The organism is Citrobacter sp. EC_71 (genome assembly GCF_019584005.1).
Taxonomy (GTDB): domain Bacteria; phylum Pseudomonadota; class Gammaproteobacteria; order Enterobacterales; family Enterobacteriaceae; genus Citrobacter; species Citrobacter werkmanii.
The window spans coordinates 25,151-44,349 of record NZ_VDAY01000002.1 but is presented as its reverse complement, the minus strand read 5'-3'; the positions used below and the strand labels follow the sequence as shown (position 1 = coordinate 44,349).

Here is a 19,199-nt window from a genome sequence, read left to right as displayed (position 1 = left end):
GTTGACTTCACACGGGGAATTTGACAGAATGCGAATAATGGGTAATTTTATTCGAAATTTAACAAAATCAAAAAGCTGGGTCCAAATCCCAATCCTTGGATGGCTCCTTGATCTCTCCCCTTGGGAATGGCACCACCACAGGCACCACCTCCCCGGTCTGCTGCTCCACCGCTTCCATCTTCTCACTGTAAACCGTCATCAATGTGATCGGCGCTTCAGGTCCTGGCGCTGCCGCTGCCGCTATAGGCACAATCTCCGGCACTCTAGGCGCTCCTGTAGGCTCCGCCGTAGGGTTGGACTCCGCCACAGGCTCCGGGGCCTTAGCGGGCTGTTGTGGCTGTTCCTGTGGCGCTTCCGGCAATGCCGCCGGGGTCGCTTCCGGTTCTGCTGTGCCCAACATCTCAGGAGTGATCGGGTTTACAGTGTAATGGCACGTCTTGCCGCCGATCTGCCCGGTCTTGTTGATCAGGCCCATCTCTACCATTTCCACCAGAAGGCGGGTCACGCTGCGGAGAGAGGTTCCCAACTGCGTAGCCAGTAGGCTCTGAGAGAAATAAGCGGTTTGACCGTTCCTCTTGAAACCCTGGATCAGGCTGTAGGTAATTTTCATGTTTCCCGTGAATACCTTTCCGGCGATCTTTTCGATGTTCAGGAGGTCATTGGTTAACATTACAAAACCGGTATTACTTGCGGGTGCTGCTGCGGTCATCTTCAATTCCTTCTTTAGGAGAAACTTCAACATTTTTTAAAAATTCAGCTACTGCTTTCTTTACGATTGCATACGCCGATCCGTGTTCACGAGTACGGGCCAAAGTGAAAAGCTTGTCCGCTACTTCTTGTGGAAATTCAATTTGCATTAGAGATTAATCTCCTTCAATTCGCTAATATCATTGGCAGTCAGGCCCAGCCCCATAAACTCACCCCAGAATCTAGCCGGGGCTGTTAGTGAAGGCTGGCCTAACGTCACCATTCTGGACGGTTCCACCTGTAACAACATGTCGTAGATGTCGTCATACAGGCCTGGCATGGATTCATCGTCCCGGATCGCCTTGACCACCTCAGAGGCAAACCCGGCCAGGTGTGGACTCCCTGAAAGATCCGTAAACTGGTACATCATACTGATCCCCTCCAACTGTTAATTAGTGAACAATGATCGGTAACTCACCCGTGATTTTTTCAAAGTGATCCATAGAGAAAAGCATCAGGTATGTCATCACCTCGTCAAATTCAACGGGCACACCCTTAGCCTCAAATAACGATTGGAACGCGATCACCACAGAGGCTTGCAGGTCCGTAGACTGTGACGCATACGCCGCTACGGTAGCTTTGAGCGCTAAAGCTTTCTCTGCGTCCATGCCGTCAAAGTTGGCGGCTAATCGTTTGGACTGACGCAGGACAGCACTGGCGCTGTTGCTGGTCAGCTTCAGTGCCTGCGTGATGGCTTCAACCTCTTCAGTGCGGCCCTGTGCTTTAAAGCGGCTCCTGTACTGCTCCAGTGTCCGGCGTGTAATGTCCCGCTGATCAATGCGGTTCACCATGTCGTTAACATCAGTGTAAGAATTGTATGAACCCATGCTTGCAACGCTCCTTTGAATGTGCAATACTAAGACTGGGAAACTGTGCCAATTATAATGACTCGTCGTCATGTAATCTATTTTACACCATAAATCAAGAAATCGCAACAAATTTGTTGATTTTTGTATAATTCGTCACAGAAGGCCCTGTAAAGCTCTCAGAGGGCCGGAGGGCGTTAGTGGGGTGTTTCCCTGTCTACGCATGAGAAAGCGCCACAGCGGCGCGTTTAGGTGGGTTCCTGTGGGTTATGGTTCTGTACTGTGTGTATCACTTTGTACCGGGCCGGGGACCCGCCGCCCAGAGGTCACCTTCACATCGTTCCGGTGTTCCCAAAGAGCAGAAAAGAAAACCGCGTTGCGGTTTCTGTTTCTGCGATTGCCCCAAAAGGGAGGCGAGCCTGTAAGGCTCTTTCCTAAAGAGTGTGATCTCTTGATTGTTCAATCAATAATTAACCCTCACTCTCTTAAAGGTCTTGACCTGGCCCTGGGGGTTCTAGTCTTATCGTGTTTTGGGTTGGTTTTATAAATAGTATTATTGTACGTCAATCTGACATACCTGCTACGCCAAATTGACATACCGGATGCCTCCTGCTACGCCAAATTGACATACCCCGGAAAATATTTCCGCCCGGAAAATTCTTCCTCCCCAGGAGTGAGCCTCATCAGGCGAGACTCCACATTGTGGGAAACAGGCCCCCGGCCTAAAACCTGGACCCGGACGGGTGAGCGTAGCGAAAGGTTTTAAGAGACTAGAATTTAAGAGAGAAATAATTAAGAGCCTGAGCGATTAATTATTGAACGATTAAATTATAAGATTAATAAGACCGTAGCCCGGAGGGCGAGCGTAGCGAGGTCTTATATATCTATTATTACTTCGTGTGTCTTTTGGGACACATAGCCCCCCTGAGTCAGACCACCTGTAAATCCCACCTAATCACCCCACAAATCCAACTGATACACACCCCTACGCTGAAGTCAACAAATAATTGATCAATTTGTTGCAATTTTGCATAAATTATTGTAAAATATAGACATATCGTGATGTGGTGAGTCTCCAAATTACCGTTTTGCAACTTGTCGCGTCACGCTGTGTACGGAACGTAGGTTTTAGCCAACCTGTCGGGGTCTGTACGAGTGAGCCGGGCGGGCTTCTCCCCCGCTCTGGTTCCTCACCCTGTGTGCCTTGTCCGCCAATTGCAGGATACACAGGGTGATGTTCCTCTCCAGAAGTCACGCGAGATCTCCTTATCTCAAAAAGTCTAACCCGCAAGGGTACAGCCGTTCCGGGGGTGGTTCCCTGGTAGCGGTGATAAACCGTTGATTTGTGTCGATGGTTTCCGGCGTGTTTCAGTTCACGCCGTTTTCCTCTGGTGTCTTGTCGATGAGTCGCCACAGGAAAACCAAAACAATAAAATCTCCTCTCTTGAGTCCGCCCGGTAACCTTCCCGGGTCTTTTTTGTGGGTATTTCCCGGCGGGTTCGCTCCCGTGGCCTGTTGGCTGAGTATCCACACAAAAGGATAATTTCCTTCTCTCCACAGAGGTGTGGGATCGGGGCTGGTGATGGGGTCCATGATGGACCTCTGATCCTATTCGCTGCCTCTCTCCTGTATCTCCAATATCCGATCTGGAGTTCTCCCCAGCTCCCGGATTCTCCGGCGCAATGCCGGGTATCACTCGCGGCCCTGTCCGCTTCTCACTCCTCAAGGAAAATTATTTTATGCGTACTTCTGAAGCGTTTCCTAAACGCATGTCCGACGTGCTGATCGCCAGCGCCAGCGATCTCTTTTCTCGCACGGAAATTAAAGGCGTAAGCCTCCCGGCGGATCTGTTCGTCGGTGATGTCTTCAATGCTGAGACTTACGAGTTATTCGATCAGGCTGTAGAGGGTCAACCTCTGATTTGTCTGGTGAACGTCTCCGCAGGCGACAATAAGACTGTCGTTGCGGTGGACCGCAACGCCTATGTAAACACGTTCAACCTCCGCGCCAAAGATGCCGACTCCCTGAAGGAAGCGATCAAGCGTTTAACCGCAGATGGTTCTATTCGTATCGGCAACAACAACGGCATGGAGGCTTAATCAATGAGCGTTAAAGATATTCGTAAAGAGTTTGAAGGTCTGGATCTGGTTGGAAAACTGGAGGATATCAAAGAGGGTAACTATCTGATCCAGGATCTGGGTCTGTTCTCCCGTGGTACATCAAGTGTCCCTAATGCTCGTGTGGCTGACATTACCGCAGCAGAAGAGAGCAAGCTAGAGAGCGTATCCAGGTACGGTACGGACACAAATCACATGAAAGCCTCCTCCGCTGTTTTCCGTGATGCAGAGATCCCCGTGTTCCATGAGACCGGAATGGTCCGCCCGGCTGACTGGCAAGGTCTGATCAGTCCTCAAACCAATCAGAGCATGGCGATCACTGAGGTTATCCTTCAACGCGCTACCCAATTCGAGCGTGATTATCGCCGCACGGTGGAAACCTCCCTTGCGGAAGCGCTATTTGAACGCAAGGTTACCGCGCCTCATACCGATGACGGTGATATCTCCTTTGATGCCGCCTTTGGCGTGTCGCCTGGTTCCTTTGTCCTGGATGCTTCCGCCGACTCTCTGTACCAGCAGTTAGCTAAACTGCGTCGCCAGGTGGCCCAAGCGCTGGGCGGTGCTCGCAACTATAGCGACCGTCTCTATGTGATGTGTGACAGTGGCCTGTATGACGCTATCGCCACCAACAAAGAGATTCAGGCGTTTATCCTGCACAGCGTACAGCAGGCGCAGATCTCCGGTGCTGTCATTCCTAACGCATTGAGTGGTTTTAATACCATGTCGCTGGGTCCTGTGACCTTTATCGATCTGGCTGGTGACCCTACCTACCCAGTTGAAGAAAACAGCGGTTTGGTTGTCCCACGTATGACTAACCCGGATGTCTCTTTCCTCCGCCGTATCGCTGGCCCATGCAGCAGGAATCAGAGCCTGGCTGTAAAGGGTGGCGTTAAGGATCGCTACGGTTGGACCAGTGTTGACGATGACGGGATGATTAAGATGCAAAGTGAATTTTCTCTGTTGCCTCTCCTGTTGCGTCCTCAGTGGCTGACCACTATCACGCTGAAGTAAGACAGCAAGAAAACTTTTAGCCCTGGCATTGCTGGGGCTTTTTACTATTTGAGGTGAACAATGAAATTAGCGATCAACATTCCTGGGATGGGCGAGGTGTACACCTCCACCAATGCCGACGTGATCAACCGTTCGGCCTTAGCGCGTAAGCTGGGGATCGATCAGGTAGCGTTTAGCCGATACGAAAAGCAACACGGCTTTGAGCGGGCATTAAAAGTCATGTTGGAGAAAAAGAAACTCCGGCAGATTATGAAAAAGTGATTCTGTTTAAATAAAGGCCACCTTAACAGGGTGGCCTTTTTATTGCCCTAAACTTAACTAGCATAGTGTGCAAAGTTCACCATTTAGCCATACTAAAATTTTCCAAATTAATTAGCTATCTCATAAGTGGTGTCACAAACCCTGCAATACCAGTTTCGTTGTTCTACTCGCGAGAAACCAACTAATTTATAATCACGAAATATTGTATGTATCCGTTTGTGGTCAGTTTCAAAGCATTTAGGACAGAATGCGACATCATCCCCTTCTTTCCAATAAACACCTTCAGCAAAAGAGAAAGATTGTTTATCCTTTAACTGTTCTTCGAGCTGTTTATTCTTCTGTTCGGCTTCGAAAAGTAAAACTTGAGTTGTGACAACTTCCATCTTTACACTGGCAAGCTCCGTCATGAGGTTTGCAAGCTCAAGTTTGAGAGTTGCCCTATCAAGCTCCCCGCCATCATCAGCTAGTTTCTTTGCAATCCCTACAGCTTTATCAATGATACCAACAGCGGCGGCCGTACTTGCTAACATTCCAGACATTATTTGGCATCTCTCCTTTCAATTGCTGCTTTAGCTCCCGCAGGGAGGTTTGCATACATTTTTGCAACTCTCTGTGGTCGGGTTATCCGCTCTTCAACGATGAGATTTATCAATCCAAATAGTGAAGCAGCGATCTCAGGAGAATCATCAATATTTATTTCACCCGGATGTACCGCATTATTTCCCACAACTCGACAAATATCCAAAGCCTGTTGAATCTCTTCTGGCAAACCTTTTTGAACTAAAGTGGCAATATCGTCATTAATCCTTTCACCATCTAAACCAAGATGTACCATTAATTTCTGTAAACAAAGACGCAGAATCGCAGCAGCACCTTTAGGTGAAAGATTAAAAATGTTTCTCGCTTCCAAGTAATCGGCAATGCAATCCGCAGGCATGTCCATATTAGGCGGCTCAATCCCACTTGCTTGAGGAACAATCATTCGCTCCTCATACCAATAAGCAATTAGGCTACAATTACTACACTTCGAAAGTGAAATATCTTTAGTATTGTTATACTTATCTCTCAACCCCGACCAATCCTGCCTAGCAAAAGCCAAACAGTGCGGGCAATTAAACGCATCTTCATGAAAATTTGGAGATTTAAAAGGAATTTTCATATTAGTCTACCTTTGTAATCATCGGTCACCATGTTAGCCAATCTGGGCGCTCACCAGTCCAACCAAGATGATTTAAATTTCAGGATTAGTCTTAGGATATCTAGCACCAGATATTCGTGCAACTCTCTGATTTAAGTCAATAGCAGCCATAAAGCCCCGTTAGTGGTACTAGCAACAAGCGGAGCGTAGCGACTGCATCAGATTGTCAGAAGGCTCACACCTTATCAGGATGCTCGTGTACCGTTAGGAGCGTGAGCGAAGCGCTGGCAGAGCCGGATCTGTAGCTACCGGGGCATTACCACTATTCACCTGTTTACGTGGCTTATAGGGCCACACATCGGGCTTAAATGCGTGTGATCAATCTGTTTGGGAGTTGTGCCAGGTATGCGGCTTTTTGTTCGTTGTTGTGCTGTCGCGGTAAGAACGTGGAACCACCGCCAGCGTGATGATATGCTCCCTTGTACCACAGACCAATCACGCGACAGGTGCGGGCGTAGAACAATGGGTAGTTTAAGTTGTACCTGCTTTAGCGGGGCAACGTAACTAACTGATAAATCGTAACTTCTTGATTTATCAGGAGACTGGAGCGGGCGAAGGGAATCGAACCCTCGTATAGAGCTTGGGAAGCTCTCGTTCTACCATTGAACTACGCCCGCATTGAAGTGCGTAAGGGATTATAAACCTTACGCTCTTCTTGGCAAGGGACTAACCGACTGACTGGCGATTAATTCACCGTCAGCATTTGGGCTTACTACCCTGTGGGGGTAAATAGCGCAGTGGATCGATAGCCGTTGCGCGATAACGGATCTGGAAATGCAGACGCACCGTCGTCGCATCCGTGCTGCCCATCGTGGCGATCTTCTGCCCGGCTTTCACGTTTTGACCGTTGTTCACCAGCATGGTGTCATTATGCGCATAGGCAGTGATGTAATCCTCACTGTGCTTAATCATGATGAGGTTGCCATAACCCCGCAGTTGATTGCCGACATAGACCACCTTCCCCGCTCCAGCCGCGTAAATCGGCGTACCGCGCGCAGCTGAGATATCAATACCCTTGTTACCACCGTCCGCCGTGGAGTAAGGCAGGATCACCTTACCGCTGGCAGGCCATTGCCAGCAGCGTTGTCCTACCGGCGGCCAGGACGACTGAGGCACGGAAGAAGACGGTCTGACTGTCGCCGTTTTGGTAGAGGATTTCGAGCTTGTTTTACCAGAGGAAGAAGTGGATTTCGCACCGCCGCTGACCTTTAGCTTTTGCCCCACTTCAATGGTATAGGGTGGGGAAATGTTATTCAGGCGAGCGAGCTCTTTCACGCTGGTTCCGGTGGCGCGTGAAATACGATATAGCGTATCTCCCCGCTTCACGGTATACACGGAGCCGGAATAACTTCCTGCGTCAGACGACTTACTCCCGGAACAGCCAGATAACAGCAGACCGACACACAGCAGCATCGCGACACTCAGGCCATTTTTCTTCAGGCGTCCTGCACTCAAAACAATACCTCGCAACATTTTCAGACGCTTTATCATAGCAGCCAGAAACCGGATGCCAAATCATATCGCGTAACGACCCCTCGGCGCTGGTATTTCACACCCACTGTTAATCAAACTGTCTTAATTAAGCATATAATGTGGGTGCTTAAGATTGATGGTGGACGCTATGCGACAGGAACATGTCATTTTATTGAATGAGCAGGGTCAGCCCTGCGGGACGCTGGAAAAGTATGCGGCGCATACCGCTACAGCGCCTCTGCACGCTGCGTTTTCCTGCTGGATATTTAACGACCAGGGACAACTGCTGGTGACGCGCCGTTCACTGCACAAAAAAGCATGGCCAGGCGTCTGGACCAACTCTGTCTGCGGTCATCCCCAATCGGGAGAATCCACCGAAGCCGCTATTGTCCGTCGCGCTCGGTTCGAACTGGGTACAGACATTGACTCGCTCAGCTCCGTGTATGCTGATTTTCGTTATTGTGCCACGGACCCGAGCGGAATTATGGAAAACGAGGTGTGTCCGGTGTACGCCGCACATATCGTGAGTCCGCTCCAGCTAAACGCAGATGAAGTGATGGATTACCAGTGGAGCGATCTTGAGGATGTGTTGAGCGGGATTGACGCAACGCCGTGGGCGTTTAGCCCGTGGATGGTAATGCAGGTTTCAAACGGTAAGGCGCGAGGATTACTGCGCAAGTTTGCCAACGGGAATTAATTGCCTGATGGCGCTATGCTTAGCTGGCCTACATAACGAATCGTAGGCCGGATAAGGCATCAGCCGCCATCCGGCATTTCACATCTTACTTAACCGGGCGCATCGCCGGGAACAGGATCACGTCGCGGATGGTGTGGCTGTTGGTGAACAGCATAACCATACGGTCGATACCAATACCCAGACCCGCAGTCGGCGGCAGACCGTGTTCCAGAGCGGTAACGTAGTCTTCATCGTAGAACATCGCTTCGTCATCACCTGCATCTTTGGCGTTAACCTGATCCTGGAAACGCTGCGCCTGATCTTCTGCATCGTTCAGCTCGCTGAAACCGTTACCGATTTCACGACCGCCGATGAAGAATTCGAAGCGATCGGTGATTTCAGGGTTTACGTCATTACGGCGCGCCAGCGGAGAAACTTCTGCCGGGTACTCGGTAATGAAGGTCGGTTGAATCAGATGCGCTTCCGCGACTTCTTCGAAGATCTCGGTCACGATACGGCCCAGACCCCAGCTCTTCTCAACTTTGATGCCGATAGATTCAGCGATCGCTTTAGCAGAGTCGAAGTTATCCAGATCGGCCATGTTGGTTTCCGGACGATATTTCTGAATCGCTTCGCGCATGGTCAGTTTTTCGAACGGCTTACCGAAGTCGAAGACTTCTTCGCCGTAAGGCACTTCGGTGGTGCCCAGAACGTTCTGCGCCAGCGTACGGAACAGTGATTCGGTCAGTTCGATCAGATCTTTGTAGTCTGCATACGCCATGTAGAGTTCCATCATGGTGAACTCTGGGTTATGACGAACTGAGATGCCTTCGTTACGGAAATTACGGTTAATTTCGAACACGCGTTCGAAGCCGCCAACCACCAGACGCTTGAGGTACAGTTCCGGCGCGATACGCAGGTACATATCCAGATCCAGCGCGTTATGATGGGTGATGAACGGACGCGCAGCGGCACCGCCAGGAATCACCTGCATCATCGGGGTTTCCACTTCCATAAAGCCGCGACCCACCATGAACTGACGGATGCCAGCCATAATTTGTGAACGCACTTTAAAGGTATTGCGGGATTCATCGTTAGAGATGAGATCCAGATAGCGCTGACGATAACGCGCTTCCTGGTCCTGCAGCCCGTGGAATTTATCCGGTAGCGGCCGCAGCGCTTTCGTCAGCAGACGCAGCTCGGTGCAATGAATGGACAGCTCACCGGTCTTGGTCTTGAACAACTTACCTTTCGCGCCAAGGATATCGCCCAGATCCCATTTTTTGAACTGCTCGTTGTAAACGCCTTCCGGCAGATCGTCACGAGCAACGTACAGCTGAATACGGCCGCCAACATCCTGCAGCGTAACGAATGAGGCTTTACCCATAATACGGCGGGTCATCATACGGCCAGCAACGGATACCTCGATGTTCAGCGCTTCCAGCTCTTCGTTTTCTTTCGCGTCGAAGTCAGCATGCAGTTGGTCTGAGGTATGATCGCGACGGAAATCGTTCGGGAACGGGATCCCCTGCTCACGCAGGCTCGCCAGCTTCTCACGGCGCGTTTTCAGTTCATTGTTAAGATCGGCTACCGCGTCAGCGCCCTGTACGTGTTGTTCAGACATGTTGGTTCCTCATAACCCTGCTTTCAAACTTGCTTCGATAAATTGATCCAGGCTGCCATCCAGCACCGCCTGCGTGTTACGGGTTTCAACCCCGGTACGCAGATCTTTAATGCGGGAGTCATCAAGGACATAAGAACGAATCTGGCTACCCCAGCCGATATCTGACTTATTGTCTTCCATCGCCTGTTTCTCGGCATTCTTCTTCTGCATTTCCAGTTCATAAAGCTTCGCTTTCATCTGCTTCATGGCCTGGTCTTTGTTCTTGTGCTGGGAACGGTCGTTCTGACACTGCGTCACAATCCCGGTCGGGATGTGGGTGATACGTACCGCCGATTCTGTACGGTTAACGTGCTGACCGCCCGCACCAGAGGCGCGATAAACGTCAATGCGCAGATCCGCCGGGTTAATATCGATATCGATATCATCGTCAACTTCCGGATAGACAAACGCCGAGCTGAACGACGTATGGCGGCGACCGCCGGAGTCGAACGGGCTCTTACGTACCAGACGGTGTACGCCGGTTTCAGTCCGCAGCCAACCGTACGCATATTCGCCAGCAATTCTGATGGTCACTGATTTAATACCCGCCACTTCACCTTCAGATTCTTCAATAATTTCAGTCTTAAAGCCGCGTGCTTCAGCCCAACGCAGATACATACGCATCAGCATGCTTGCCCAGTCTTGCGCTTCCGTACCACCGGAGCCAGCCTGAATATCGAGATAGCAATCTGCGCTGTCATATTCGCCGGAGAACATACGACGGAATTCCAGCTGCGCCAGCTTATCTTCCAGGGTATCGAGTTCTGCTACGGCTTCGTTAAAGGTTTCTTCGTCGTCGGCTTCTACAGCCAGTTCCAACAGGCCGGAGACATCCTCCAGGCCCTGGCTCATTTGGTCGAGTGTATCGACGATAGCCTCGAGGGAGGAACGCTCTTTACCCAGCGCCTGCGCGCGTTCGGGTTCGTTCCACACGTCCGGCTGCTCCAGCTCGGCGTTTACTTCTTCCAGACGCTCTTTCTTGGCATCATAGTCAAAGATACCCCCTAAGAACGTCAGAGCGTTCCGTGAGGTCCTGAATGCGGTTATTTACCGGATTAATTTCAAACATTGTCTGATTTCTTTTATTGGACTAGTCAAAATGCGGTTATAAGAGCGGGATTGTAACTAATCCACGCCCTTTTTTATAGCGATTAGTGACGCTAAAGTGGCCAGATATTATCGATTATTAGCTGCAAACTGCGGTTGCCGCGAAACTCATTAATATCCAGTTTGTAGGCCAACTGAACATCGCGCACGCCGTTGTCCGGCCAGCAACTGGTATCAACGTTGAACACAATTCCGTCCAGCAGAGGTCCGCCGCCAACTGGCTCCACCATCACCTTCAGATGACGCTCCCCCACCAAACGCTGCTGAAGGAGACGGAAATGTCCATCAAACAGCGGTTCCGGGAACATTTGCCCCCACGGCCCGGCATCACGCAGCATTTGCGCGACCTCCATGGTCATCTCCGCGGCGCTTAGCGGGCCATCTGACACCACTTCGCCCTGCAGCAAGGCGGGATCCAGCCACTCGGTTACCAGTTCGCCGAAACGCTGCTGGAAACGCTCAAACTGCGCCTCTTCCAGCGACAAGCCCGCCGCCATGGCGTGACCGCCAAACTTGAGGATCATGCCAGGATGAAGGGTGTCCAGGCGCTCCAGCGCATCACGCATATGCAGCCCCTGAATCGAACGCCCGGAGCCTTTGAGCGTACCGTCGCCGGCAGGAGCAAACGCAATCACCGGACGATGAAAACGCTCTTTAATGCGCGATGCCAGAATGCCGACTACCCCCTGATGCCACTCAGGATGGTACATCGCAAGGCCGCCCGGTAGTGTCTCGCTGCTGCGCTCCAGCTTTTCACACAGGGTCAGTGCTTCCGCCTGCATGCCCTGCTCAATTTCTTTGCGTGTCTGATTGAGCGCGTCCAGTTCATTGGCCAGCACGCGTGCCTCGCCAATGTTGTCGCACAGCAACAGCGCCACGCCGACGGACATATCATCCAGACGGCCAGCGGCATTCAGCCGTGGTCCCAGCGCAAAACCCAAATCGCTCGCCACCAGCTTAGCCGGTTCGCGATTGGCGATTTCCAGAAGCGCCTTGATACCCGGACGGCAGACGCCCGCACGAATACGGGACAAGCCCTGCCAGGTCAGGATACGGTTGTTAGCATCCAGCGGAACAACGTCCGCCACTGTCCCCAGCGCGACCAGATCGAGATATTCCACAATCTTCGGTACCGCGATACCACGCGCGTCAAACCAGCCCTTACTCTTTAGATGATTACACAGCACCAGCATCAGGTAGAACGCCACCCCCACTCCCGCCAGCGATTTTGACGGGAAAGGACAGTCCGCAAGGTTTGGGTTCACAATGGCGTCGGCATTGGGCAGTATTTCTCCCGGCAGATGGTGATCGGTAACCAGAACGCGGATACCCAGCGCATGCGCATGATCGACCCCGGAGTGGGAGGAAATCCCATTATCCACCGTCATGATCATTTGTGCGCCGCGTGCATGGGCCTGATCGACCACTTCAGGACTTAAGCCGTAGCCGTCCTCAAAACGGTTGGGAACCAGGTATTCCACGGTATCACAGCCCATCGCCCGCAGCGAAAGAACGCTTAATGCGGTGCTGGTCGCGCCATCTGCATCAAAATCGCCGACCACCATAATGCGCAGGTTTTTCTCAAACGCGTCATGCAGCATCTCAACCGCTTTTTCCACACCCGTCAGCGTCTGCCAGTGCAGCATCCCTTTCAGGCTTCGCTCCAGATCGTTAGCCGTTCTCACGCCGCGGCTGGCGTATAAACGACGCAGCAATGGCGGCAGGTCGGCAGGCAGCTCGGTTGTCTCGTCGGCTTCACGCCGACGAAGTTGTATCTTTTGTTTCACGCGAATTATTTACCGCTGGTTTGTTTTGCATGTGCGTCGAGGAATTCTTTCATCTCTTTCGGGCCCTGATAGCCCGGCACGACATAGCCATTGCTCAGCACAATCGCCGGCGTGCCGGTAACGCCAAACTGCACGCCAAGCGCATAGTGGTTAGCGATGTCCACATCACAGGTCGCTGGTTTCACGTCCTTGCCTGCCATCGCATCATCAAAGGCTTTGTTTTTATCCTGCGCGCACCAGATCGACTTCATGTCCTGCTCAGCCTGGCTTTCCAGCCCCTGACGGGGGAAGGCCAGATAACGAACGGTGATCCCCAACGCATTATAGTCTTTCATCTCTTCATGCAGCTTGTGGCAGTAGCCACAGGTGATATCGGTGAAAACGGTAATGACGTGTTTTTCCTGCGGCGCTTTGTAGACGATCATCTCTTTTTCCAGCGCGTTCAAATGCTTCATCAGCAGCTGGTTAGTGACATTCACTGGGCTTGCGCCGCTCACGTCATACATCGGTCCCTGAATAATATGTTTACCGTCTTCAGTTACGTACAGCACGCCGCTATTGGTCAGTACGGTTTTCATGCCCGCCACCGGAGCAGACTGAATCTCTGTGCTCTGGACGCCCAGCTTTGCCAATGACTGGCGAATCGCCGTATCGTCTGCATGTACCATGCCGGAAAACGCCGTTGCCAGCAGAGTGAACATCATAAAACGTTTTTTCATAACCTATCCTATCCTGTCAGCACTCACGCTCGCGGGTGATGCTGTTGATGTAGTTGACGCAAGCGCTCCGTTGCGACATGAGTATAAATTTGTGTTGTTGAGAGATCGCTATGCCCCAGTAGCATCTGCACCACGCGCAGGTCAGCGCCATGATTGAGCAAATGCGTGGCAAAAGCATGCCGCAGGACGTGCGGTGACAGTTTTTCGCTGTCGATTCCCGCCAACACAGCATAGTGTTTAATACGATGCCAGAAGGTCTGACGGGTCATCTGTTGCGCCCGCTGGCTGGGAAACAGCACATCAATCGATACGCCGTTGAGCAACCATGGGCGGCCATGTTCCAGATACGTTTCCAGCCAGTACACCGCCTCTTCACCCAACGGCACCAGGCGCTCTTTATTACCTTTACCGATCACCCGTACCACGCCCTGACGCAGGCTGACGTCACTCATCGTCAGTCCCACCAGCTCAGACACGCGTAGGCCCGTTGCATACAATACTTCCAGCATGGCTTTGTCGCGTAGCTCCAGCGGTTGCTCAATAAGCGGTGCCTGCAACAACCGCTCTACCTGCGCTTCACTGAGATCCTTGGGCAGACGCTGCGGAAGCTTCGGTGATGCAAGCGAGGCGCTGGGATCGTCTTCGCGAAATTTTTCGCGGTACAGATGCTGAAAAAAGCGCCGCGTGGCACTGAGCAAGCGAGCGGAACTGGTGGCTTTATATCCCCCATCCATCCGCTCGGCCAGCAATGCCTGAAGATCATCGCTCTGCGCCGTCGCCAGTGAAACGCCGCGATGATGCAGCCATTCGACCAGCATGGTCAGATCGCGACGATACGCACTTAATGTGTTTTCCGCCAGATTTCGTTCCAGCCACAGGGCATCAAGAAACTGCTCGATGCGCGCCAGATCCTGTTCCACTCGCGCCCCTTATTCACTCTCATTTTTGATGCATTATGCCTCATTGTGCCGGGATTGCGGCGATTCTGTTACACTACCCGCAACGCTACAGCAGAATTGAGATGTTTACGTCATGAACATGGGTCTTTTTTACGGTTCCAGTACCTGCTACACCGAAATGGCAGCAGAAAAAATCCGCGATATCCTGGGTCCCGAACTGGTGACACTGCACAACCTCAAAGATGATTCCCCGACCTTAATGGAGCAGTATGATGTGCTCATTTTGGGCATCCCGACCTGGGATTTCGGTGAAATTCAGGAGGATTGGGAAGCGGTCTGGGAGCAACTGGACGACCTCAACCTGGAAGGCAAAATTGTCGCGCTTTACGGGATGGGCGATCAGTTAGGATATGGCGAATGGTTCCTGGATGCGCTGGGTATGCTGCACGATAAACTGGTCACCAAAGGCGTCAAGTTTGTCGGTTACTGGCCAACCGAAGGCTATGAATTTACCAGCGATAAACCCGTCATTGCCGATGGACAGCTGTTTGTTGGTTTGGCGCTGGATGAAACGAACCAGTACGATCTCAGCGATGAACGCATCCAGAACTGGTGCGAGCAAATTCTTGGGGAAATGGCCGAACACTGGTCCTGATAACCGTGTTGCCGGATGGCGCAGTGAACGCCTTATCCGGCTTACCTCACGCATCAAATCTAAGCCTTAAAGCTGCACGCCATCAGACATACGGTGGCATTACCCCTGCTTCGCCTGTTGCAGCATTAACCGCCGTAAGTCTCGCCACTCAGCCTCATCCATACTGTCTGCCGCCAGCCACAAATGCTGACGTTTCCCGGTATCTGAACGCAAACGCAGCATCATGCCTGTTTTGACCATCCAGGGCGCGCTCACGATAGTCCACTCCTGCCCTTGCCAGCGCAGACGACCGTCCATCAACAGCCTAATCTCGCCCTGACAGGCGTTAATTCTACGTTGGCTGCGTACGCTATCGAACACCACCAGAGAGAGCAGAACCATCCATAATGGGGTGTAGCTCAAAGGCCAGGGCATCAATAAAATAAATACCGCGACCAGCCCATGAACAAGCAACGAAAGCCACTGCGCGCGCCACGAAACGCGTAAATCAGATTGCCACTGGACCACGTTCCCGATTCCGTGTCTGGATAAGTCGCACCATCTGCTCCAACTGAGCATCAGCTGGTTTCCCATGATTCATCAACCAGTTAAATAAATCTGGATCGTCACATTCTAGCAGACGGATAAAGATACGCTTTTCTTCGTCACTTAAGCTGTCATATTCATGTTCGAAAAACGGCATGATAGAGATGTCCAGCTCACGCATACCGCGGCGGCATGCCCAATGAATACGTGCTTTGTTATTAATATCCATGTTCTTCTTCCTGTCTCGCGAAAACGAAGTATCCGGCTATTGTAACGTGTTTTTCACACGCTTTTGCGGGAATATCAGCTAATGGAAGCACGTTCGCTAAATAAAACCGCATTAAGTCAAAGGATTCATCATTTTTGGATGTCTCCTCGCAAAGCTTACTATATGGCACAAATAGCCTGTTTAAACCGCTTGCAATGGGCCATAGCTCTTTTACCATTAGTCATTATCACGGCGTTAAGCAAATCAGGACATTATTATGGCTTTTACATCTTTTCCTCCTCGCCAGCCTTTTGCGTCAACGCGTTTACCTCTGACGCTAATGACGCTCGATGACTGGGCGCTCGCCACCATTACCGGTGTCGACAGTGAGAAGTATATTCAGGGTCAGGTCACGGCTGATGTCAGCCAGATGACCGAGTATCAGCACGTGCTGGCAGCCCATTGTGATGCCAAAGGTAAAATGTGGAGCAATCTGCGCCTGTTCCGTAACAGTGACGGTTTTGCATGGCTTGAACGCCGCAGCTTGCGCGATGCGCAGCTTACAGAACTGAAGAAATATGCGGTCTTCTCGAAGGTAGTGATTGCGCCGGACGACGAGCATGTTCTGTTGGGCGTAGCGGGATTCCAGGCGCGAGCGGCGCTGGCTAATCTCTTTAGCGAATTACCGAACAGCGATAAACAGGTTATTACCGAAGGTGCTTCCACAATACTGTGGTTCGAACACCCTGCCGAGCGTTTCCTGCTGATCGTTGATGTTGCAACAGCGGAAAGCCTGGTTGAGAAACTGCGCGGCGAAGCGGAGTTAAATAACAGTCAACAGTGGCTGGCGCTGGATATCGAAGCGGGTATTCCGGTCATTGATACAGCCAACAGCGGACAGTTTATTCCCCAGGCGACCAATATGCAGGCTCTGGGCGGGATCAGCTTCAAAAAAGGCTGCTATACCGGCCAGGAAATGGTGGCGCGCGCCAAATTCCGCGGCGCCAACAAACGCGCCATGTGGACTCTGGCAGGTACGGCCAGCCGGGTGCCGGAAGCAGGCGAAGACCTGGAACTGAAAATGGGTGAGAACTGGCGTCGTACCGGTACCGTACTTGCCGCAGTACAGCTCGCTGATGGCCAGATACTGGTGCAGGTCGTGATGAATAACGACATGGAAGCCGACAGCGTGTTCCGTGTTCGCGATGACGCAAAAACGCTGCATATTGTGCCGCTGCCGTATTCACTGGAAGAGTAAAAGATTAACGCCGGATGGCGCTACGCTTATCCGGCCTACAAGCACATTTTGTAGGCCAGATAAGGCGTTAGCCACCATCCGCAATCAATGGTTACGCCTGTCCAACATACAAATAAATCGCCAGGAAGTGGCAAACGCTGCCGCCCAGTACAAAACCGTGCCAGATCGCGTGGTTATATGGAATGCGCTTACATACGTAGAAAATAACGCCCAGCGAATAGACCACACCACCAACGGCCAGCAACGTCACGCCTCCCGCCGCCAGTTTAACTGCCAATTGATACACCACAATCAGCGATAGCCAGCCCATTGTCAGGTAGGTCACCAGCGACAGAACCTTAAAGCGGTGCGCAATGGTCAGTTTGAATAAAATACCGAGCAGCGCCAGGCTCCAGATAACAATCATCAGCCCACGTGCCAGCGGCGAATCAAGCCCCACCAGCAGAAATGGCGTATAGGTCCCGGCAATCAACAGATAAATCGCGCAGTGGTCGAATTTTTTCAGCCAGACTTTCGCTCTCTGATGGGGGATCGCGTGATACAAAGTTGAGGCGAGGAACAGCAGGATCATGCTGCCGCCGTACAGGCTATAACTGGTAATCGCCATAGCGCTGGCGTTGGTATCCACTGCCTGAACCAGCAACAACACCAGCCCGACAATCCCAAACACCAACCCGATACCGTGACTGATGCTGTTGGCTATTTCCTCTGCCAGCGAATATCCCTGCGCGATTAATGGTTTCTGAACCATAGCTTACTCCCGAGAAACGAACACTTTCGTTATTGCCCCTCTAGCGTAACTGAGAATGGTTCCAGTGAACACATGTTAGCTGTAATATTTATCTTAAAATAAATAGTTCATAAAAATCATATGATTAATTTTACCTTTTCAGCTAACAAGCGTACACATTAAATCAAATACATTTAAAATCAATCACATAAAACTGCGTTTGATCCGGGTAAATCTCGGCGATCACGTGTTTCAGTTCTTCAAGCGACATGTTTTCCTGTTGGGCATGTTTTTCGGTCAGCGTATCCAGCGTGACGGTTGACGTGCCAACAACTTCAATCGTGCAGAAGTATCCCTCATCTTCAAAGCGCCCAACCCGTAGAATGTCACCGGTTTTGAAGTGTGATTCGGACTCATCACGAATGGTGATGGTTTTGCGTCCGGCCAGTATGTCATCCTGGAAACGCTGAAAAAAAGTGATGTCATTTGGCTGCATGTTATTATTCCCTGTAGATGAAGTCTGATGAGTGAGTTTTGCTATTGTGAGTATGTTCTCCCACGCTGCCATCGCCAGTCTCAACAATCTTGAGATGCTGGTCTACAACTATGTCATCAAAAATCGTGACAAAGTCATGTACATGACCATTCGCGAACTGGCCGATGCCGTGGGTGTTTCCACTACCACCGTACTGCGCTTTTGCCGCAAACTTAAGTGTGAAGGTTACTCAGAATTTCGCGTACGCTTCAAATTATATTTAGAGCAGAATGAACCGCAACAGGCTAATTTCAGCGCCAGCGAAATTATCAGCTTTTTTAAAAGCGTCAATAACGACGAATTCGATAAACTGCTCGATCAGGCTGTTGATATTATATTATCTTCCGAACGTATTATATTTGTTGGCGCAGGAACGTCAGGAGCGCTTGCGAAATACGGCGCACGTTTTTTCTCCAACGTCGGTAAATTCAGTAATCATATTGACGACCCTTATTTTCCGGTAACCAATGACATGGCCAGAAACGCGCTGGCAATCGTGCTTTCCGTCTCCGGTGAAACTGAAGAGATCCTACGCTTTGCCAGCCAGTTCAGCCTGCACAACTGTAAAGTGCTCTCTGTAACCAGCCATGAACACTCGCGTCTGGCGAAACTCGCCGACTTTAATCTCTCCTGGCACGTTCCACAAACGCGCATTGCCGGGGTATACGATATAACCACGCAAATCCCCGTTATTTATATTCTGGAATCACTTGGCCGCAAACTGGCGAAAAGAATAGCGTAAAAAAACAATCTGTTTTTTTGATGTAACAAATCACATTAACGTTATTTTGTTATATCGTGACATTTAGGTTTCCTTTGTTAGA

24 protein-coding genes and 1 tRNA gene are annotated in these 19,199 nt (G+C 51.1%); 7 read left to right on the top strand and 18 right to left on the bottom strand.

Translation table 11 applies throughout. From position 1 onward, the window contains the following. Positions 1-67: 67 nt before the first annotated feature. The 5 genes from FHD02_RS02095 to FHD02_RS02075 all read right to left on the bottom strand — a co-directional run bounded on the left by FHD02_RS02095 (position 68) and on the right by FHD02_RS02075 (position 3,146). Positions 68-709 carry a helix-turn-helix domain-containing protein gene (locus FHD02_RS02095; protein ID WP_220393519.1) on the bottom strand — a complete coding sequence of 214 codons (642 nt, stop codon included), beginning with the start codon at positions 707-709 and terminating at the stop codon, positions 68-70. Continuing rightward, positions 684-857 (bottom strand): hypothetical protein, encoded by a 174-nt coding sequence (locus FHD02_RS02090; protein WP_220393518.1) that lies wholly within the window; start codon positions 855-857, stop codon positions 684-686. Before FHD02_RS02090 ends, FHD02_RS02095 begins: the two co-directional genes overlap by 26 nt. After that, positions 857-1,117 (bottom strand): hypothetical protein, encoded by a 261-nt coding sequence (locus FHD02_RS02085; RefSeq protein WP_220393517.1) that lies wholly within the window; start codon positions 1,115-1,117, stop codon positions 857-859. The genes FHD02_RS02090 and FHD02_RS02085 overlap by 1 nt, the downstream gene beginning before the upstream one ends. Before the next feature lie 22 nt (positions 1,118-1,139). Then, on the bottom strand, positions 1,140-1,574 hold the full coding sequence (locus FHD02_RS02080; protein WP_061075250.1) for a hypothetical protein: 435 nt from the start codon (positions 1,572-1,574) through the stop codon (positions 1,140-1,142). Between the two features lie 1,347 nt (positions 1,575-2,921). Further along, on the bottom strand, positions 2,922-3,146 hold the full coding sequence (locus FHD02_RS02075; protein WP_220393516.1) for a hypothetical protein: 225 nt from the start codon (positions 3,144-3,146) through the stop codon (positions 2,922-2,924). Positions 3,147-3,292: 146 nt separating this feature from the next. On the opposite strand from FHD02_RS02075, the gene FHD02_RS02070 reads away from it, so the two are divergent. The 3 genes from FHD02_RS02070 to FHD02_RS02060 are packed head-to-tail and all read left to right on the top strand — an operon-like array spanning position 3,293 to position 4,942. Beyond that, entirely contained in the window at positions 3,293-3,652 is a 360-nt protein-coding gene (locus tag FHD02_RS02070) for a hypothetical protein (protein WP_220393515.1), read from the top strand. A gap of 3 nt (positions 3,653-3,655) precedes the next feature. Further along, entirely contained in the window at positions 3,656-4,681 is a 1,026-nt protein-coding gene (locus FHD02_RS02065; protein WP_220393514.1) for a major capsid protein, read from the top strand. 60 nt (positions 4,682-4,741) lie between these two features. Further along, a complete protein-coding gene (locus FHD02_RS02060) occupies positions 4,742-4,942 on the top strand; it encodes a hypothetical protein (protein WP_053271397.1) in 201 nt (66 codons plus the stop codon). Positions 4,943-5,049: 107 nt separating this feature from the next. On the opposite strand, the gene FHD02_RS02055 is transcribed toward FHD02_RS02060, so the two are convergent. From FHD02_RS02055 to actS, 4 genes are all read right to left on the bottom strand, one after another. Next, positions 5,050-5,481, bottom strand: coding sequence for a hypothetical protein (locus FHD02_RS02055; RefSeq protein WP_220393513.1), 432 nt, complete (start codon positions 5,479-5,481; stop codon positions 5,050-5,052). Further along, the gene (locus FHD02_RS02050) at positions 5,481-6,101 is read right to left on the bottom strand and encodes a DUF4145 domain-containing protein (protein ID WP_220393512.1); all 621 of its coding nucleotides are present in this window, start codon (positions 6,099-6,101) and stop codon (positions 5,481-5,483) included. Before FHD02_RS02050 ends, FHD02_RS02055 begins: the two co-directional genes overlap by 1 nt. 582 nt (positions 6,102-6,683) lie before the next feature. Beyond that, positions 6,684-6,757, bottom strand: a tRNA-Gly gene (locus FHD02_RS02045). A 79-nt stretch (positions 6,758-6,836) separates the two neighbouring features. Continuing rightward, on the bottom strand, positions 6,837-7,595 hold the full coding sequence (gene actS, locus FHD02_RS02040; RefSeq protein ID WP_137361291.1) for an amidase activator ActS: 759 nt from the start codon (positions 7,593-7,595) through the stop codon (positions 6,837-6,839). 166 nt (positions 7,596-7,761) lie between these two features. Between actS and idi the strand changes: the two genes are divergently transcribed. Then, complete coding sequence (gene idi / locus FHD02_RS02035) at positions 7,762-8,310, top strand: isopentenyl-diphosphate Delta-isomerase (RefSeq protein WP_220393511.1); 549 nt, start codon at positions 7,762-7,764, stop codon at positions 8,308-8,310. An 85-nt stretch (positions 8,311-8,395) separates the two neighbouring features. On the opposite strand, the gene lysS is transcribed toward idi, so the two are convergent. The 5 genes from lysS to xerD form a co-directional block, all read right to left on the bottom strand. Next, entirely contained in the window at positions 8,396-9,913 is a 1,518-nt protein-coding gene (gene lysS / locus FHD02_RS02030) for a lysine--tRNA ligase (RefSeq protein ID WP_006686909.1), read from the bottom strand. Between the two features lie 9 nt (positions 9,914-9,922). After that, positions 9,923-11,021, bottom strand: a protein-coding gene (gene prfB, locus FHD02_RS02025; protein ID WP_100194817.1) for a peptide chain release factor 2 whose coding sequence is annotated in 2 segments (ribosomal slippage) — positions 9,923-10,945 and positions 10,947-11,021 — 1,098 coding nt in all. Because the reading frame shifts where the segments join, the coding sequence is not laid out codon by codon here. 91 nt (positions 11,022-11,112) lie between these two features. After that, positions 11,113-12,846, bottom strand: a complete 1,734-nt coding sequence (recJ, locus tag FHD02_RS02020) for a single-stranded-DNA-specific exonuclease RecJ (RefSeq protein WP_220393510.1) — start codon at positions 12,844-12,846, stop codon at positions 11,113-11,115. 5 nt (positions 12,847-12,851) lie between these two features. Continuing rightward, positions 12,852-13,565, bottom strand: a complete 714-nt coding sequence (dsbC, locus tag FHD02_RS02015) for a bifunctional protein-disulfide isomerase/oxidoreductase DsbC (protein WP_137370431.1) — start codon at positions 13,563-13,565, stop codon at positions 12,852-12,854. Between the two features lie 23 nt (positions 13,566-13,588). Next, on the bottom strand, positions 13,589-14,485 hold the full coding sequence (gene xerD, locus FHD02_RS02010) for a site-specific tyrosine recombinase XerD (RefSeq protein ID WP_038633475.1): 897 nt from the start codon (positions 14,483-14,485) through the stop codon (positions 13,589-13,591). A gap of 112 nt (positions 14,486-14,597) precedes the next feature. Here xerD and fldB point away from each other — a divergent pair, with 112 nt between their 5' ends. Then, complete coding sequence (gene fldB, locus FHD02_RS02005; RefSeq protein WP_038633478.1) at positions 14,598-15,119, top strand: flavodoxin FldB; 522 nt, start codon at positions 14,598-14,600, stop codon at positions 15,117-15,119. 99 nt (positions 15,120-15,218) lie between these two features. Here the strand turns inward: fldB and FHD02_RS02000 are convergent, their stop codons facing one another. Next, positions 15,219-15,626 (bottom strand): protein YgfX, encoded by a 408-nt coding sequence (locus FHD02_RS02000; RefSeq protein WP_038633481.1) that lies wholly within the window; start codon positions 15,624-15,626, stop codon positions 15,219-15,221. Beyond that, complete coding sequence (gene sdhE, locus FHD02_RS01995; protein WP_016154349.1) at positions 15,607-15,873, bottom strand: FAD assembly factor SdhE; 267 nt, start codon at positions 15,871-15,873, stop codon at positions 15,607-15,609. The genes FHD02_RS02000 and sdhE overlap by 20 nt, the downstream gene beginning before the upstream one ends. Positions 15,874-16,129: 256 nt before the next feature. On the opposite strand from sdhE, the gene ygfZ reads away from it, so the two are divergent. After that, a complete protein-coding gene (ygfZ, locus tag FHD02_RS01990; protein ID WP_220393509.1) occupies positions 16,130-17,110 on the top strand; it encodes a tRNA-modifying protein YgfZ in 981 nt (326 codons plus the stop codon). 91 nt (positions 17,111-17,201) lie between these two features. On the opposite strand, the gene FHD02_RS01985 is transcribed toward ygfZ, so the two are convergent. Together FHD02_RS01985 and yqfB are read right to left on the bottom strand one after the other, a co-directional pair. Next, positions 17,202-17,861, bottom strand: coding sequence for a hemolysin III family protein (locus tag FHD02_RS01985; protein WP_038633489.1), 660 nt, complete (start codon positions 17,859-17,861; stop codon positions 17,202-17,204). Between the two features lie 163 nt (positions 17,862-18,024). After that, positions 18,025-18,336: a N(4)-acetylcytidine aminohydrolase gene (gene yqfB, locus FHD02_RS01980; protein WP_042310876.1), complete on the bottom strand. Its 312-nt coding sequence runs from the start codon at positions 18,334-18,336 to the stop codon at positions 18,025-18,027. A 52-nt stretch (positions 18,337-18,388) separates the two neighbouring features. Here yqfB and FHD02_RS01975 point away from each other — a divergent pair, with 52 nt between their 5' ends. Continuing rightward, entirely contained in the window at positions 18,389-19,117 is a 729-nt protein-coding gene (locus FHD02_RS01975) for a MurR/RpiR family transcriptional regulator (RefSeq protein WP_042310878.1), read from the top strand. Positions 19,118-19,199 lie beyond the last annotated feature (82 nt).

Excerpts from the sequence above, each read along its gene's own strand:
- FHD02_RS02095 (WP_220393519.1), bottom strand. The coding sequence starts at position 709 with ATGACCGCAGCAGCACCCGCAAGTAATACCGGTTTTGTAATGTTAACC.
- FHD02_RS02090 (WP_220393518.1), bottom strand. The coding sequence starts at position 857 with ATGCAAATTGAATTTCCACAAGAAGTAGCGGACAAGCTTTTCACTTTG.
- FHD02_RS02085 (WP_220393517.1), bottom strand. The coding sequence starts at position 1,117 with ATGATGTACCAGTTTACGGATCTTTCAGGGAGTCCACACCTGGCCGGG.
- FHD02_RS02080 (WP_061075250.1), bottom strand. The coding sequence starts at position 1,574 with ATGGGTTCATACAATTCTTACACTGATGTTAACGACATGGTGAACCGC.
- FHD02_RS02075 (WP_220393516.1), bottom strand. The coding sequence starts at position 3,146 with ATGGACCCCATCACCAGCCCCGATCCCACACCTCTGTGGAGAGAAGGA.
- FHD02_RS02070 (WP_220393515.1), top strand. The coding sequence starts at position 3,293 with ATGCGTACTTCTGAAGCGTTTCCTAAACGCATGTCCGACGTGCTGATC.
- FHD02_RS02065 (WP_220393514.1), top strand. The coding sequence starts at position 3,656 with ATGAGCGTTAAAGATATTCGTAAAGAGTTTGAAGGTCTGGATCTGGTT.
- FHD02_RS02060 (WP_053271397.1), top strand. The coding sequence starts at position 4,742 with ATGAAATTAGCGATCAACATTCCTGGGATGGGCGAGGTGTACACCTCC.
- FHD02_RS02055 (WP_220393513.1), bottom strand. The coding sequence starts at position 5,481 with ATGTCTGGAATGTTAGCAAGTACGGCCGCCGCTGTTGGTATCATTGAT.
- FHD02_RS02050 (WP_220393512.1), bottom strand. The coding sequence starts at position 6,101 with ATGAAAATTCCTTTTAAATCTCCAAATTTTCATGAAGATGCGTTTAAT.
- idi (WP_220393511.1), top strand. The coding sequence starts at position 7,762 with ATGCGACAGGAACATGTCATTTTATTGAATGAGCAGGGTCAGCCCTGC.
- lysS (WP_006686909.1), bottom strand. The coding sequence starts at position 9,913 with ATGTCTGAACAACACGTACAGGGCGCTGACGCGGTAGCCGATCTTAAC.
- dsbC (WP_137370431.1), bottom strand. The coding sequence starts at position 13,565 with ATGAAAAAACGTTTTATGATGTTCACTCTGCTGGCAACGGCGTTTTCC.
- fldB (WP_038633478.1), top strand. The coding sequence starts at position 14,598 with ATGAACATGGGTCTTTTTTACGGTTCCAGTACCTGCTACACCGAAATG.
- sdhE (WP_016154349.1), bottom strand. The coding sequence starts at position 15,873 with ATGGATATTAATAACAAAGCACGTATTCATTGGGCATGCCGCCGCGGT.
- ygfZ (WP_220393509.1), top strand. The coding sequence starts at position 16,130 with ATGGCTTTTACATCTTTTCCTCCTCGCCAGCCTTTTGCGTCAACGCGT.
- FHD02_RS01985 (WP_038633489.1), bottom strand. The coding sequence starts at position 17,861 with ATGGTTCAGAAACCATTAATCGCGCAGGGATATTCGCTGGCAGAGGAA.
- yqfB (WP_042310876.1), bottom strand. The coding sequence starts at position 18,336 with ATGCAGCCAAATGACATCACTTTTTTTCAGCGTTTCCAGGATGACATA.
- FHD02_RS01975 (WP_042310878.1), top strand. The coding sequence starts at position 18,389 with ATGTTCTCCCACGCTGCCATCGCCAGTCTCAACAATCTTGAGATGCTG.